Annotated in this window: 13 protein-coding genes; 8 read left to right on the forward strand and 5 right to left on the reverse strand. The window is 61.7% G+C overall.

Features of this window, described 5'->3' with window-relative positions:
* Positions 1-44 precede the first annotated feature (44 nt).
* Complete coding sequence (locus RHE_RS14640) at positions 45-680, forward strand: LysE family translocator (protein WP_011426108.1); 636 nt, start codon at positions 45-47, stop codon at positions 678-680.
* Positions 681-825: 145 nt separating this feature from the next.
* Complete coding sequence (locus RHE_RS14645; RefSeq protein WP_011426109.1) at positions 826-1,767, forward strand: lytic transglycosylase domain-containing protein; 942 nt, start codon at positions 826-828, stop codon at positions 1,765-1,767.
* Between the two features lie 46 nt (positions 1,768-1,813).
* On the opposite strand, the gene RHE_RS14650 is transcribed toward RHE_RS14645, so the two are convergent.
* Positions 1,814-3,235, reverse strand: coding sequence for a serine hydrolase domain-containing protein (locus RHE_RS14650; protein WP_011426110.1), 1,422 nt, complete (start codon positions 3,233-3,235; stop codon positions 1,814-1,816).
* A 193-nt stretch (positions 3,236-3,428) separates the two neighbouring features.
* On the opposite strand from RHE_RS14650, the gene RHE_RS14655 reads away from it, so the two are divergent.
* The 5 genes from RHE_RS14655 to RHE_RS14675 all read left to right on the forward strand — a co-directional run bounded on the left by RHE_RS14655 (position 3,429) and on the right by RHE_RS14675 (position 8,605).
* A complete protein-coding gene (locus tag RHE_RS14655; protein ID WP_011426111.1) occupies positions 3,429-4,673 on the forward strand; it encodes a DUF3419 family protein in 1,245 nt (414 codons plus the stop codon).
* Positions 4,670-5,344, forward strand: coding sequence for a class I SAM-dependent methyltransferase (locus tag RHE_RS14660; protein WP_011426112.1), 675 nt, complete (start codon positions 4,670-4,672; stop codon positions 5,342-5,344). The genes RHE_RS14655 and RHE_RS14660 overlap by 4 nt, the downstream gene beginning before the upstream one ends.
* A gap of 127 nt (positions 5,345-5,471) precedes the next feature.
* On the forward strand, positions 5,472-6,269 hold the full coding sequence (locus RHE_RS14665; protein WP_011426113.1) for a glycoside hydrolase family 25 protein: 798 nt from the start codon (positions 5,472-5,474) through the stop codon (positions 6,267-6,269).
* 81 nt (positions 6,270-6,350) lie between these two features.
* Positions 6,351-7,571, forward strand: coding sequence for a lytic murein transglycosylase (locus RHE_RS14670; RefSeq protein WP_011426114.1), 1,221 nt, complete (start codon positions 6,351-6,353; stop codon positions 7,569-7,571).
* Between the two features lie 128 nt (positions 7,572-7,699).
* Positions 7,700-8,605, forward strand: a complete 906-nt coding sequence (locus RHE_RS14675) for a DMT family transporter (RefSeq protein WP_011426115.1) — start codon at positions 7,700-7,702, stop codon at positions 8,603-8,605.
* 454 nt (positions 8,606-9,059) lie between these two features.
* Here the strand turns inward: RHE_RS14675 and metF are convergent, their stop codons facing one another.
* From metF to RHE_RS14695, 4 genes are all read right to left on the reverse strand, one after another.
* Complete coding sequence (metF, locus tag RHE_RS14680) at positions 9,060-9,962, reverse strand: methylenetetrahydrofolate reductase [NAD(P)H] (RefSeq protein WP_011426116.1); 903 nt, start codon at positions 9,960-9,962, stop codon at positions 9,060-9,062.
* A 1-nt stretch (position 9,963) separates the two neighbouring features.
* Entirely contained in the window at positions 9,964-10,989 is a 1,026-nt protein-coding gene (locus RHE_RS14685; protein ID WP_042119281.1) for an ArsR/SmtB family transcription factor, read from the reverse strand.
* Between the two features lie 164 nt (positions 10,990-11,153).
* A complete protein-coding gene (gene ettA / locus RHE_RS14690) occupies positions 11,154-12,803 on the reverse strand; it encodes an energy-dependent translational throttle protein EttA (protein WP_011426118.1) in 1,650 nt (549 codons plus the stop codon).
* Positions 12,804-12,901: 98 nt separating this feature from the next.
* On the reverse strand, positions 12,902-13,642 hold the full coding sequence (locus RHE_RS14695) for a ribonuclease T2 family protein (protein WP_011426119.1): 741 nt from the start codon (positions 13,640-13,642) through the stop codon (positions 12,902-12,904).
* A gap of 223 nt (positions 13,643-13,865) precedes the next feature.
* Here RHE_RS14695 and RHE_RS14700 point away from each other — a divergent pair, with 223 nt between their 5' ends.
* Positions 13,866-14,795 (forward strand): alpha/beta fold hydrolase, encoded by a 930-nt coding sequence (locus RHE_RS14700; RefSeq protein WP_011426120.1) that lies wholly within the window; start codon positions 13,866-13,868, stop codon positions 14,793-14,795.
* The last annotated feature ends 1 nt before the right edge of the window (position 14,796 follow it).

The following is a 14,796-nucleotide window of genomic DNA, read 5'->3' on the forward strand; positions in this document are numbered from 1 at the left end:
ATATGGTGTCTTTGCTTATTCCCGACGGAATAGGAGGAGATTCCATGTCGCTCGAAGCTTGGCTCGCTTTTGCTGCCGCGTCCGCCATCATGCTGGCCATACCGGGGCCGACGATACTGCTCGTCGTCTCCTATGCGCTTGGCCATGGGCGCCGGATGGCCTTTGCGACGGTGAGCGGCGTGGCGCTTGGCGACTTCACCGCCATGACCGCGTCCCTCTTCGGTCTCGGCGCGGTGCTCGCCACCTCCGCCGCCCTCTTCACCCTTTTGAAGTGGATCGGCGGCGCCTACCTGATCTGGCTGGGAATCAAGCTCTGGCGGGCTCCGGTGATTGGCGAGCCGGTCGCCGACAACGACAATCTGCCGGAGGAAAAGTCGATTAAGATCTTCCTGCACGCCTATATCGTTACCGCCCTCAATCCGAAGAGTATCGTCTTCTTCGTCGCCTTCGTGCCGCAGTTCCTCAACCCGACCCTGCCCTTCTTCGGGCAGATGGCGATCATGGAGGCGACATTCCTGGTGTTGGCGGTCCTCAACGCCGCCACCTATGCTTTTCTCGCCCATTCCGCTCGCGGACTGATTCGCAAGGCGAGCGTCCAGCGCGCCGTCAACAGGACCGGTGGCACCCTGCTGATCGCTGCGGGCGCCGTCACGGCTGGATATCGCCGTATTGCGGCTTAATAAACCGGGTATCGCGCTATTGCAGCTTAGAAATATTCCGTGGTTGCCGGAATGCAACGAATAGGTTAATGGGGTCATCGGGTTTAAGCTTTTTAGTAACTTTTATAACGCTGCCGGGGCGGCGCGATTTCACGAAAGTGACGGAATGGTAGCGATCGGATTGTCCGGCCTGAAACGCAGTCTTGTCGTTTCCACGGTGCTCTGCTGCGGCGTGATCACGGGCTGCACGAGCGTCGAATATACCTCTCAGGCCGAACTGACAGCCGCTCAGACCGTGGTGCCGACGCCGAAGCCCGGCGAAGATGCGATGCTCGCCGCGGTCCCGACAGCGGAAGGTGCTGCCGGCCAGGCCATCGCCGGTACCGTTCTTCCCCAGGCAGCTCCCTCGCTCACCGCAACGGCGATGCCGAATGCGCCGGGCTCCCAGCCTGCCGATCTGACCATGCAGGCAGGCATACAGCCAGCGGCCTATGCGCAGATCCCGTTGACGCCTGAGATGACGGCGATCCAGTCCGTCGTGCCGACGCCGCGCCCGGGAACCCCCGCACAGCCGGCAACGCAGCTTGCCTTCGCCGCCACGCCACAGAACAGCGCGCTTGCAGCACTTGCCGCAGTCGACACCACGCCGCGCTCTATGGATTACGGCTTCGACGAGTCAGGACCGATCGATCCGCCGACGGCTCCCCCGATGTTCAGCGACGACGACAGGGACGATGCGCCGACGGTCGAGAAGAGCTTCGTCACCAAGCTCATCCAGAAATATTCGAAGATCTACGAAATTCCCGAGACGCTGCTCCACCGCATCGTCCATCGCGAGAGCCGCTACAATCCGAAGGCTTACAACAAGCGCGGCTATTTCGGCCTGATGCAGATCAAATACAACACCGCCAAATCCATGGGCTATGACGGTGCGCCGGGCGGCCTGTTCGACGCCGAGACCAACATTAAATATGCCGCAAAATATCTGCGCGGCGCCTGGCTCGTCTCCGACAACAAGGAAGACGACGCCGTCCGCCTCTATGCGCGCGGCTATTACTACGACGCCAAGCGCAAGGGCATGAATGCTGTCGCCCAGGGTAATTACTGAAACCGGGCAGCTACCGAAACAACCCAATTGAAACAGCGGTCGTAGCCTACGGCCGCGGCTGAGCCTGCCGTTGTGATTCGGCCTGCTGTTGCGGTGCTCGCGCTTGCGGCAACGCTGCCAAGACAGCCTTCAGAAGCGTCTGCGGTTGATAGCCGAGCCAGCCTGGCGTCAGCCCCAGGCGGACGACGATCAGATTGGCGGAAGGCACGATCGCCATGCTCTGCCCGTCATGCCCCGTCAGCCAGAACGTATCCTCCGGCAGCCCGAACGCAGTATTCGAGCCGCCGGGCGCGAGCCAGGCCTGGCCTTGCGTATACCGGCCGTTCGACGCTGCCGTCGGCGTGCGCATGGCGCCGACGAACCCCTCCGGCAACAGCCGCCGCCCGTTCCAGACACCATCCTGCAGCAGGAACTGCCCGAAGCGGGCCCAATCATGTGCCGTTGCGTAGAGATAGGAGCTGCCGACAAAGGTGCCGCGCGCGTCGAGTTCGAAGACGGCACTCGTCATGCCGAGCGGGGAGAAGAGCGCGTCGCGCGGGTAGGAAAAGGCTGCCGGCGCATTGCCGATTCTGTTCATCCAGATGCGCGACAAGAGCACGGCCGTGCCGCTCGAATAGCGGAAGCGCTGACCCGGCGCCGCCTCCATCGGCGAATTGGCCGGTAGCGACACCATGTCGGGGTCGAGATAGAGCATGCGCGTCACATCGGCGACGTCGCCATAGTCCTCGTTGAACGCCAGGCCGCTCTCCATGCCGAGCAGGTCGGATACTTTGATCCTGGCGCGCTGATCGTCCTTCCACTGCGCCAGCAGATGATCGTCGTCGAAGGAGATCTTGCCGTCGAGCATCAGCCGCCCGAGGATCGCCGCATTCACCGTCTTCGTCATTGACCAACCGATCAGCGGCGTCTTCGCCGAGAATCGGGGGCCATAGGCTTCGGCGACGATGCGGCCGTCACGCACCACCACGATCGCCCGCATCGCCGGGCCGGCAAGCGCGGAATCGCCCAGCAGCGCGGCGATTTTCCTGTCGGGATCACCTACGCCCTCGCCCTGCGGCCATGAGGCATCGTTCGTCTCCATCCTGGCCGGGACATCGAGGGGCACGGCATTCGCCGCCGCCTCGAAATCGGCGTCCGGCACGCTCGTACAGCCGAGGCCGCTGCGATAGAGCGCGTAACTCGGCGCGAACAGCCCCATGAAACGCGCCGTCACATGGCCGTTGCCGCGGTCAACGCTGACGCGCATCAGCCGCAGTAGCGGATTTCCGGGCGCCTGGACGTCGTCATGAAGCACATCATCCGCGTCCCGGCCGGCGATGAAGACGTTGGAGCAGACGATTTTGGCGGCATAGCCATCGCCGACGCGTAAGAGTTCCGGCGGCCGGACGAAAAGCCAGGCGGCACCGGCAACGACGATGAAAACGAGAAGAAGAGCAAGCGCCTTCAGGACACGCAGGACAAATTGCATGGCATTCCTCCGAATGACCGGAGAGAAGCAGGAATTCCGCCTGCCGAAAAGGGCGCGCCGTGCAGAATATCCGTTACCCCGATCACTTTCCGAGGAGGCCGATGTTTTCGCACGGCGCAGGCCCACAGCCCGCGTCATCAAACTGTAGCAGTGGCGCGCTACACGCGCTGAACGCTAAAAAGGTGACAGACTCATGTCAGAATTTGCACCGGATGCCGGCTTCCGCAAGAACCGGAAACTCAAGGACGCCCTTCTCCGCCATAAGGCTTTTTCGAAGGAAGGCTTCTCCGAGCGTCTCTTCGGCCTTCTCTTCTCCGGCCTCGTCTATCCGCAAATCTGGGAGGATCCGGATCTCGACATGCAGGCGATGGAACTGAGGCCCAATCATCGCATCGTCACCATCGGTTCCGGCGGTTGCAACATGCTCGCCTACCTTTCCAAGGCGCCGGCCTCGATCGACGTCGTCGATCTCAATCCGCACCACATCGCCCTGAACAAGCTGAAGCTCGCCGCCTTCAAGCATCTGCCCGATCACACGGATCTCGTCCGCTTCCTGGCGATGCCGAACGAGAAGTCGAACAGCCGCGCCTTCGACCGGCATCTTGCCGCCAATCTCGACGAGGCGACCCGTAGCTATTGGAACGGCCGAAAATTCGGCCGCCGCCGCGTCACCGTCTTCGACCGCAACATCTATGAAACCGGCTTGCTCGGCCGATTCATCGGCGCAGCCCATCTTCTTGCCCGCCTGCACGGCGTCAAGCTGCGCGAGATGACCAAGACCCGCTCCATCCGCGAGCAGCGCCAGTTCTTCGACGAGCAGATCGCGCCGCTCTTCGAAAAGCCGGTCGTGCGCTGGATCACCGGCCGCAAGAGCTCGCTCTTCGGACTCGGCATTCCTCCGCAGCAATATGATGAGCTCGCAAGCCTCGTCGACGATCATTCGATCGCGCCGGTGTTGAAGCATCGCCTGGAAAAGCTCGCCTGTCATTTCCCGATGTGCGACAATTATTTCGCCTGGCAGGCCTTCGGCCGCCGCTATGCCACAGCAGAGGAAGGTCCGCTGCCGACCTACCTGAAGCCGGAACACTATGAGGTGATCCGCGCCAATGTCGATCGCGTCAACGTTCATCACGCAAGTTTCACCGAACTCCTGGCCCGTGAGCCGGCTTCCTCGCGCGATCGCTATATCCTGCTCGACGCGCAGGACTGGATGACCGACGGCCAGCTGAACGACGTCTGGCGGGAAATCACCCGCACGGCGCGCGAAGGTGCGCGCGTGATCTTCCGCACCGCCGCCGAAAAGAGCATCATCGAAGGCCGCCTGTCTCCTTCGATCCGCGACCAGTGGGATTACCTTGAGGAGAAATCGCGCGAGCTGACGGTGCTCGATCGCTCCGCGATCTACGGCGGCTTCCACATTTACGGGAAGAAGGCGTGAGCAAGATCGGCGCCGAGACGGCAGGAAAGAGCGATCAACATGCCAGCTTGATGGATGGCATGTACCGCTACCAGCGCCATATCTATGACCTCACCCGCAAATATTACCTTCTCGGCCGTGACAGCACGATCCGCAATCTCGATGTGCCAGACGGCGGTACCCTGCTCGAGGTCGGCTGCGGCACCGGGCGCAACATGGCTTTGGCTCACAGGCATTTCCCGAGCGCCAAGCTGTTCGGCCTCGACATTTCCCAGGAAATGCTGATCTCGGCGCGCAAGACCTTCGCCACGAAAGCAACGATTCCGGAATTCCGCGTTGCCGACGCTACGGCGTTTACGCCGCGCGATTTCGGCGTCAGCGGCTTTGACCGTATCCTGATTTCCTATGCTCTGTCGATGATCCCGGACTGGGAACGCGCCGTCGATGCGTCGATCGCCGCACTTAATCCCGGCGGCCAGCTGCATATCGTCGATTTCGGCCAGCAGGAAGGCCTGCCGCGTTGGTTCCGCCGCATGCTGCAGGCCTGGCTTGCGAAATTCCATGTCACTCCGCGCGCCGATCTGCAGCAGGTTCTGGAAGCGCAGGCCCAGGAGCACAATGCGCGATTGTCCTTCGAAACAGTCGGCGGCGGTTACGCCTGGCGAGCGGTCATCAGCAGCAGGCGCTCATAATTCGCTTGAAACTAACCGATTTTTTACGTTGATATGATGAAAAGAGGGTTATTCCTCTGCTGGGCTCGTCATTTTCGAAGGTCAGGCTGTGGGGCAAAGAGATCATTCGGTTCACGACGGGATACCCATGCGCCGGCTTTTGTTTTGCGTTCTGCCCCTGGCCATCCTGCTGGCGGGCTGTTCCTCCTCCGGTCACGACTATCTCGAAACCGCATCGATAAAGCCGAAGACGCGTTTCCAGGACACCGATCCGCAGGATTTCGGCCCGAAGCATCCGCAGCAGAACGCGATCCACGGCATCGACATCTCCAAATGGCAGGGCGATATCGACTGGAGCACGGTGAGAAATTCCGGCGTCGCCTTCGCCTTCATCAAGGCGACGGAAGGCAAGGACAGGGTCGACCCCCGCTTCGATGAATATTGGCGCGAGGCGCGCGCCGCCGGCATCCCGCACGCCCCCTACCATTTCTATTATTTCTGCTCCTCGGCCGACGAGCAGGCCGACTGGTTCATCCGCAACGTGCCGAAGGAGGCCATGCGCCTGCCGCCGGTGCTCGACGTCGAATGGAACGCCGAATCGAAGACCTGCCGCTACCGCCCCGCCGCGGAAACCGTGCGCTCCGAAATGCAGCGTTTCATGGACCGGCTGGAGGCCTATTACGGCAAACGCCCGATTATCTACACCTCGGTCGATTTCCACCGCGACAATCTCGCCGGCTACTTCCAGGATTATCATTTCTGGGTCCGCTCGGTGGCAAAACATCCCGAGGTGACCTATTCCGACCGCCGCTGGGCCTTCTGGCAATATACCTCGACCGGCGTTATTCCTGGCATCAAGGGACCGACCGATATCAACGTCTTTGCCGGCAGCGCAAAGAACTGGAACAATTGGGTAGCCGCCGTTTCCAAGGATAGAAATTCTTAGTAACTTCTTTCAATCTTTCTTGCTTCCGTCACATTCCTCTGTGAAAGCGACGGGCATCCATTTGCTATAAGGACCGCATTCATGCACCGCTCGCTCACAAGCCGCTCTGCACTCGCCCTCCTGTTTGCCCTTACTTTTGCAGGCGGCGCGGCCGCCCAGCAGGCGCCCGCCGCCTCGGCTCCGGCAGCCCCCTGCGGCGGCGATCTGTCTGCCTTCCTCCAGGGCGTCAAGGCCGATGCGGTCGCCGCAGGCGCCAGCGCCGCAGCCGCTGACGAGGCGCTGGCCGGCGCCGAAATTGATCCTAAGGTCCTGAGCCGGGATCGCGCGCAGGGCGTCTTCAAGCAGACCTTCCTCGAATTCTCCCAGCGCACCGTCAGTCAGGCCCGCCTCGACATCGGCCGCCAGAAGATGAAGCAATATGCCGACGTCTTTGCCCGGGCCGAGCAGGAATTCGGCGTTCCCCCAGGCGTCATCACCGCCTTCTGGGCGATGGAAACCGATTTCGGCGCCGTCCAGGGCGATTTCAACACGCGCAACGCGCTGGTGACGCTATCGCACGATTGCCGCCGCCCGGAGCTCTTCCGCCCGCAGCTGATCGCCTTGATCGAGATGGTCGAGCACGGCGACCTCGACCCCGCCACCAACACCGGCGCCTGGGCCGGCGAAATCGGCCAGGTGCAGATGCTGCCGCGCGACATCATCGCCTTTGGCATGGATGGCGACGGCGACGGCCATATCCGCCTGAAGCAGAGCGGCCCGGACGCCATCCTGACGGCAGCAAAATTCATCCAGCATCTCGGTTTCGAGCGCGGCCAGCCCTGGCTGCAGGAAGTCACTGTGCCCGATAATCTGCCCTGGGAGAAGTCCGGCCTCGGCGGCACAATGAAGGCCGGCGAATGGTTCGCGCTCGGCGTCAAGCCACGCGACGGCAACACCGGCTTCGGTGATCTCGAGGGCGACCTCGTCCTGCCGCAGGGACGCATGGGGCCGGCCTTCATCGCCTATCCCAATTTCAAGATCTATCTCGAATGGAACAAGTCGTTCATCTACACGACGTCGGCGGCCTATTTCGCGACCCGCCTTTCCGGCGCCCCAACCTATCTCAAGGGCGCACCGGAACAGGGGCTCGCCAGCGACCAGATGAAGACGCTGCAGATCAAGCTGCAGTCGCTCGGCCACGATGTCGGCGAGATCGACGGCATTCTCGGTTCCGGCACGCGTATCGCGATCCAGAAGGAACAGCAGCGCTTGGGCATACCGGCCGATGGCTGGGCGACGCCTGCCCTTCTTAACGCTCTCTGATCGCCACTGACACTCCCGCCGCTCGCTTCGCAAGAAACGGGTGGCGCCGCTTACCCTCCGCGTTAAAGCATACTGGTGAGGAGCGACGCCGGGTCTAGACGATGCGGCTTTGGATGGAGGACGACGGCATGGACAGCAGAATGAGTGCCTGGATCTGGGGCCTGCTGCTCCTGCTTGGTCTTATCTGGGGCGGCTCATTTTTCTTCGCGCGCATCGCCGTCCAGCATATCCCGCCGCTGACCCTCGTCTTCCTCCGTCTGCTGCTGGCCGGGCTGGCGCTGCACATCTATATCGCCGGCCGTTTTGACATCTATTCGACCCTGAAAGCCCGCTGGCGCGAATTCCTGATCCTCGGGCTAATCAACAATGCCCTGCCGCATGCGCTGATCTTCTTCGGCCAGACCCGCATCGGCGCCGGCCTTGCGGCGATCCTGAACGCGACGACGCCGATCTGGACCGTGCTGATCGCCAATTATCTCACCTCCGACGAAAAGCTGTCCTCGGCCAAGATCGCTGGCTGCCTCGTCGGCCTCGCCGGAACGATCGTGCTGGTCGGCCCCGGCCTGTCGGCCAGCGGCCAAGCCCCCTTCTGGGCGCTGCTGCTACCGGTGCTTGCCGCCATCTCCTACGGGTTCGCAGCCACCTACGGCAAGCGATTCAAGGACGTTCCGGCACCAGTCACCGCAGCCGGCCAGTTGACCGCGTCCTCGTTGATCACTTTGCCGCTGTCGCTGCTGGCCGATCGCCCCTGGACGCTCTCCTTGCCGCCGCTCGATATCCTGCTCGCCGTCCTGGCACTGGCGCTGGTGTCGACCGCCTTCGCCTACATTCTCTATTTTCGGATCATGGCGGCGGCAGGCGCCACCAACGCCTCACTTGTCACCCTGCTGGTGCCGCCAAGCGCGATCCTTCTCGGCGTGCTTTTCCTCGGAGAACGGCTGGCGGTTGGCGAATTCGCCGGCATGGCGCTGATCGGTTTCGGCCTTGTCATCCTCGATGGCCGCGCCTACCGCCTGCTGGTGAAAGCCGCCTGATAGCCGGTTGCGTATTCTCTATGTTTTCAACCGGTTGCCGAACCGCCATGTTTCAGGCGCATAGGTAAATTCTCAATCGCCCGATTTAACGCCGCGTTAAAATCTGTGAACAAAAATCAGATCAGAATTACGTCGTGATATCAATAGCTTGTGAAAAAGGGATTCGACTTATCCACCGGCCGCTTCGGCAGCGCAGCATAGAATCCGCTTTTCAACCGACATATTTCAGACATAATATCGGCCGGTTAACGCGAGGAGACAGACATGGGACTCACGCAATCCTTGAATGTTCTGTTGGTCAGTGCAGCGTTTGCTTTCGTCCTGTCCATGCTCTTTATTTGAGCTGACGGGCCGGTAATGCTGATAGTGCCTAAACTCCCCTGATCAATCCGCCAACGAAAAAGCGCATGTCCCGCCCGACATGCGCTTTTTCACTTTTGAACGTCTGGAAGAATCAAGCGGCGGCGCCCGCGCTCTTTGACGCCCGGCGGGAGTAGCCGAGATTGTCGAGCACCGCAGAAACCAGCGGCGCGCGGTTCATCGTATAGAGATGGAAATCACCGATGCCGCGCCGGACGAGATCCTCGATCTGCTCGGCAGCAACTTCGGCCGCGACCTTTGCCCGATCCTCGGGCTTGTCGTCGAAGCCCGCGAAACGCTCATCGAGGAAGGCCGGGATGACCGCGCCACAGGCGCCGGCGAAACGCTTCAGCTGCGTCAGGTTCTGGATCGGCATGATGCCGGGCACGATCGGAATCGAGATGCCGGCGGCGCGCACCCGCTCCAGGTAGCGCTCGAAATTGTCGTTGTCGAAGAAGAACTGCGTCAGCGCCCGGTCGGCGCCATTATCGGCCTTGCGCTTCAGCATCTCGATATCGGCGGCCGTATCACGGCTTTCCGGGTGTTTTTCCGGATAGGCGGAGACCGAAATCTCGAAATCACCGACCGACTTGAGGCCGGCCACCAGTTCCGCGGCATTGGCGTAACCGCCGGGATGCGGCTGATAGGGTGCACCGACGCCGCCAGGCGCATCACCGCGCAACGCCACGAAATGCTTTACGCCGACCTTACGAAACGTATCGATCATTTGATGCGTTTCCTCCTTCGTCGCACCGACGCAGGTCAGGTGCGAGGCGGTGGCAAGCGGCGTCTGCGACAGGAAGCGCGTCACCGCCGACAGCGTCGGCGCCTTGGTGGTGCCGCCGGCGCCATAGGTCACCGACACGAAATCGGGATCCCAGTCCTGCAGCTTAGCAACGGTATCCCAGAGCTGCCCTTCCATTTCTTCCGATTTCGGCGGAAAGAATTCGAAGGAGATCCCGAAGTTGCGTCCGCGTCCTTCGTTTTTCAAAGCCATGTCATACTCTCCCGGCAAATGTAGGTTCGGCGCCTTCGCTCGTCTGCGAAGCCATGGGGCGCCTCGGGTCACGCGCGAGCCAGACGGTGACCGTCAGCCCCTGCCCGCTCTGCTGACCCGGATGAAGATCGACGACCTGCTCGACGTCGAGCCCGGCCTTGCGCAACCAGTCGGACATTGCCTGGTGCGAAAAGCCGAGACGGACATGCGCATGCTCGTCGCGGAGATATTCGAGCGTGTGCGGCGCGAGGTCGATGACCACGAGCCGTCCGCCCGGCCGCAGCATGCGCGCCGCTTCCGCGATCGCAATCTCCGGCTGGTCGAAGAAATGCAGCACCTGATGAATCGTCACCAGGTCGAAATCCTGCCCCTCGAACGGAAGGTTCAGGATATCGGCGTGGCGCACCGTCGCCTTGGTGATGCGGGACTTGTCGAGGTTGGCGCGCGCCACGCTCAGCATGTCGCGGCTGGCATCGACACCGACAGCGCGGCGGTAGAGCCCGGCCAGGAGTTCGAGGATGCGGCCGGTGCCGGTGCCGAGATCGAGCAGCGAATCGATCGGCTGGTTGCCGAGCAGTCGGATGACGGCGGCGTCGACCTCCTCGTCGGCCGCATGCAGGCGGCGAAGCTCGTCCCATTCTGCCGCATTGCGGCTGAAATAGGCCTGTGCCCGCTCGGCCCGTTGGCGTTTGACCGCCGCCAGCCGTTCGCCGTCACGAAGCACAGTCGCATCGTTTTCGGAGACATGTTTCAGCAAGGCCCGCACGAGCATTGCCGCCTTGCCGTCCTGCTTGAGGCGGAAATAGGCCCAGGCGCCTTCCTGGTAGCGCTCTATCAGCTCGGCCTCGCCAAGCAGCTTCAGGTGGCGGGAGATGCGGGGCTGAGATTGACCGAGAATTTCGGTAAGATCGGTGACCGTCAGGTCGCCGGCGTCGAGAAGCGCCAGGAGACGCAGCCGCGTCGGCTCGCCAGCCGCCTTCAAGACGTCCACCAACCCATCCAGTCCCAGCTTCAAAGGTTCGCTCATCATTGGCCCAATCAACATATAAAGATATCTTTATGTGATTTAAAAAGCGGTGGCAAGCGACAATTCGCACTGTTCGCGAAATTGCCTGCGCAAATTGCGACAGGGTCTGACATGAAAAAGCCCCGGTCGAACCGGGGCTTTCGGAAGCAGAAATGAATCAGGGATCAGCGTGTCAGGCGCTTGTGGGCCTGGCTGCCCGGGTTGAGCGCATCCGGGCCGAGGCGGCGGATCTTGTCCTGCTCGTAATCCTCGAAATTGCCTTCGAACCATTCGACATGGCCCTCGCCTTCGAAAGCGAGGATATGCGTGGCCAGACGGTCGAGGAACATGCGGTCGTGGCTGATGATGATGGCGCAGCCGGCGAAATTCTCAAGCGCGTTTTCGAGAGCGCCGAGCGTTTCCGTATCGAGGTCGTTGGTCGGTTCGTCGAGCAGCAGAACGTTGCCACCGGCCTTCAGCATCTTGGCGAGGTGCACACGGTTGCGCTGACCACCCGAGAGATTGCCGACCTTCTGCTGCTGGTCGCCGCCCTTAAAGTTGAAGGCGCCGCAATAGGCACGCGAGTTCATGTCGAACTTGCCGAGCTTGATGATTTCGGCGCCGCCGGAGATTTCCTCCCAGACCGTCTTGTCGGCGGCCAGCGCGTCGCGGCTCTGGTCGACATAACCGAGATGCACGGTCTCGCCGATGCGGATCGAGCCGCTATCCGGCTTTTCCTGGCCGGTGATCATCTTGAACAGGGTCGTCTTGCCGGCGCCGTTCGGACCGATGATGCCGACGATGCCGCCCGGCGGCAGCTTGATCGACAGGTCGTTGATCAGCGTGCGGCCCTCGAAGCCTTTGGTGATGCCTTCCAACTCGATGACTACCTGGCCGAGCCGTTCGCTCACCGGGATGATGATCTGCGCGTCGCCGGGACGCTGCTTCTCGGCCGCCTCCACCAACTGCTCGTAGGATTTGATACGCGCCTTCGACTTGGCCTGGCGAGCCTTCGGGCTGGAAGCAATCCATTCCTGCTCGCGGCTGATCGCCTTCTGGCGTGATGCCTCTTCGCGGTTTTCCTGCAACATGCGCTTGGCCTTGGCCTGCAGATAGGCGGAGTAGTTGCCTTCGTAAGGGATGCCGCGGCCGCGATCGAGTTCGAGGATCCAGCCGGTGACGTTGTCCAGGAAGTAGCGGTCGTGAGTAATCATCATCACGGCGCCGGGATAGTCGCGCAGATGCTTTTCGAGCCAGGCGATGGTTTCGGCATCCAGATGGTTGGTCGGCTCGTCGAGCAGCAGCAGATCGGGCTGCGAGAGCAGCAGGCGGCAGAGTGCGATGCGGCGGCGCTCACCACCGGAAAGGCTGGTGACCTCGGCATCGCGCGGCGGGCAGCGCAGGGCTTCCATCGCCATCTCGACCTGGCTTTCCAGATCCCAGAGGTTCTGGCTGTCGATGATATCCTGGAGCTTCGCCCCCTCCTCCGCGGTCTCGTCGGAATAGTTCATCATCAATTCGTTGTAACGATCGACGATCGCCGTCTTCGCGGCAACACCTTCCATGACGTTCTCGAAAACCGTTTTGGTGGGGTCGAGTTTCGGCTCCTGCTCGAGATAGCCGACCGTGGCCCCCTCGGCCAGCCAGGCTTCGCCGGTATACTCCTTGTCCTGGCCGGCGATGATGCGCAGCACAGTGGATTTACCGGCGCCGTTCGGTCCGAGGATGCCGATCTTGGCATCCGGGTAGAAGGAAAGGTGGATGTTCTCCAGGATCTTCTTGTTGCCATAGGCCTTGTTGAGGCCGGACATGTGATAGATGAATTGACGTGCCATGCTGCGCTGCTCCGGGCGGGAAACTTCGTTTCGTGCCGCTATGTAGGCGAAACAGCGCCTGTGGGCAACGCCGAAACCCGGTTTACGCCGGATTCCGGTCAGAAGCCCGCCGCATCGACAACGCCCTCGTCACAGCCGAACGAGGTTTTTCCCGCCCCCTGGATCAGATCGCCAAGGCCCGCGCTTTTTGCCGATGCCGCTCCCGCATCGGCAGACAGGCCGATCGTCAACTCGCTGATCACCCTGACATTGCCGGCTCGCCGGCAGCTCATTTTGACGCGCTCGCCCGCGCCCGGTCCGAAGCTTTTGTCGAAAGCCGCCTTGATCGCATCGGACTTGACCGTCTTGCCGATATTGGCGGCGAAGAGGTCGCGCACAGCCGATGCGTTCAGCGCACCCACGAGATGGACGCCGACGGCGAAATAGTCTTCCGCGCTCATTTTCGTGCAGGTGCCATGCTTTGTCCATTCGTGCCGCTCGAGGCCGGACTGCGTGCCGGGCATCGCCTTTGCAAGCGACGCCTGCGTCTCGGCCGATAGCGCGACCGCCGGCAATGTATCCCATTTGCCGTCCTTGTCGGCAGCCTTCTGGTCGTCGCTCACGCCGCAATAATCTTGGCGCATCGGCCAGAGGCCGTGCAGCGAGAAATTCGTGGCGTCATGGCGTTCCCCGGTCTGGCTTGCGCATTCAGCCTTCTTCTGGTTCGTCTGGCAAAAGGCGGGCTGCCAGCTCGCCGCAAGAATGAAACGGGTGCGTCCGTCGGCCTCCTGGGCCATGGCGGCGCCAGCAAGGGCCATCGATACGGCAAACGTCAAGGTACGCAACTGCATGCTGCTCATTTCAACCCCCATGTAAGAACAATGCAGGAACAGAAAAGCACAAAGCGTAAACAGCAGCAACCCTGAATCGCAACAATCCTGTATTTTGTTATTGATTGCATCAAACCCTTTAAGGCCACGCAAGGACGGTCTATCACTTTGAGTTGAAGCATGATCTCAATTCGATTTCGCTTTAAGAAATTATGCGGTAGCGATCTGCTCTGCTGCGGCTGGGAGGATCCGAATGTATTCCGAAACGCAATGGCTCTTTGTGGCCGGAGCATCGCTGGCCTATCACCACGCCGAGGCGACCGGCCCCGCCTGCGGGATTCTGTTGATATCGCATGGCCTGGCGGAGCACTCGAAACGGTATCGCCGCTTTGCCGAGACGATGGCGGCGCGCGGCTATCACGTCTATGCCCATGATCACCGAGGCCATGGTGAGACGACGGCGCCCGACGCCCCGATCGGCCGCTTCGCGCAGCGCGATGGCGTCGAACGGGTGATCGGCGACATCGTTGCCATGCGCGCTCACGCGGCCTCGCGCCATCCCGACCTGAAGGTCATCCTCTTCGGCCATTCGATGGGCGGTCTCATCGCGCTCAACGCCGCCGTCACCGCTCCGGCCGACTTCGACGCAGTCGCCGTCTGGAATTCTAATTTCGCCGTCGGTCTTGCCGGCCGCGCCGCCCAGGCGATCCTTTTCGCCGAACGCATGCTGAAAGGATCGGACGTGCCGAGCGGCCTCCTGCCGAAACTCACTTTCGCCGCCTGGGGCCGGTCCATTTCCAACCGCCGCACGGAGTTCGACTGGCTGTCGCATATGCCCGGCGAAGTCGACAGATATGTCGCCGACCCTCTTTGCGGCTTCGACGCCTCGGTTTCACTCTGGCTCGATGTCTTCGAACTGACCTTTCGCGCACTGCAAAAGGTCCATCTCGACCGGCTGCGGCGCGACCTGCCGATCCATCTGGTCGGCGGCGCGCAAGATCCGGCGACCGAGCGTGGAAAAGCCGTGCTCTGGCTGTCAAACCATTTGAAACGCCAGGGTTTCTCCCGTATCAGCACTGAGATATATCAGGACATGCGGCACGAAACGCTGAATGAGACCCGCGCAGAGGCGGCCATTGCCGCCTTCGCGGACTGGTGTGACGGCGCGGTCGGCAAGCGCTGAA

The organism is Rhizobium etli CFN 42 (assembly GCF_000092045.1).
In the GTDB taxonomy this organism is placed as follows: Bacteria; Pseudomonadota; Alphaproteobacteria; order Rhizobiales; family Rhizobiaceae; genus Rhizobium; species Rhizobium etli.

What these genes read in the sequence shown, in the direction of transcription:
- RHE_RS14640 (WP_011426108.1), top strand. Translation starts at nt 45, where the DNA reads ATGTCGCTCGAAGCTTGGCTCGCTTTTGCTGCCGCGTCCGCCATCATG.
- RHE_RS14645 (WP_011426109.1), top strand. Translation starts at nt 826, where the DNA reads ATGGTAGCGATCGGATTGTCCGGCCTGAAACGCAGTCTTGTCGTTTCC.
- RHE_RS14650 (WP_011426110.1), bottom strand. Translation starts at nt 3,235, where the DNA reads ATGCAATTTGTCCTGCGTGTCCTGAAGGCGCTTGCTCTTCTTCTCGTT.
- RHE_RS14655 (WP_011426111.1), top strand. Translation starts at nt 3,429, where the DNA reads ATGTCAGAATTTGCACCGGATGCCGGCTTCCGCAAGAACCGGAAACTC.
- RHE_RS14665 (WP_011426113.1), top strand. Translation starts at nt 5,472, where the DNA reads ATGCGCCGGCTTTTGTTTTGCGTTCTGCCCCTGGCCATCCTGCTGGCG.
- RHE_RS14670 (WP_011426114.1), top strand. Translation starts at nt 6,351, where the DNA reads ATGCACCGCTCGCTCACAAGCCGCTCTGCACTCGCCCTCCTGTTTGCC.
- RHE_RS14675 (WP_011426115.1), top strand. Translation starts at nt 7,700, where the DNA reads ATGGACAGCAGAATGAGTGCCTGGATCTGGGGCCTGCTGCTCCTGCTT.
- metF (WP_011426116.1), bottom strand. Translation starts at nt 9,962, where the DNA reads ATGGCTTTGAAAAACGAAGGACGCGGACGCAACTTCGGGATCTCCTTC.
- RHE_RS14685 (WP_042119281.1), bottom strand. Translation starts at nt 10,989, where the DNA reads ATGAGCGAACCTTTGAAGCTGGGACTGGATGGGTTGGTGGACGTCTTG.
- ettA (WP_011426118.1), bottom strand. Translation starts at nt 12,803, where the DNA reads ATGGCACGTCAATTCATCTATCACATGTCCGGCCTCAACAAGGCCTAT.
- RHE_RS14695 (WP_011426119.1), bottom strand. Translation starts at nt 13,642, where the DNA reads ATGAGCAGCATGCAGTTGCGTACCTTGACGTTTGCCGTATCGATGGCC.
- RHE_RS14700 (WP_011426120.1), top strand. Translation starts at nt 13,866, where the DNA reads ATGTATTCCGAAACGCAATGGCTCTTTGTGGCCGGAGCATCGCTGGCC.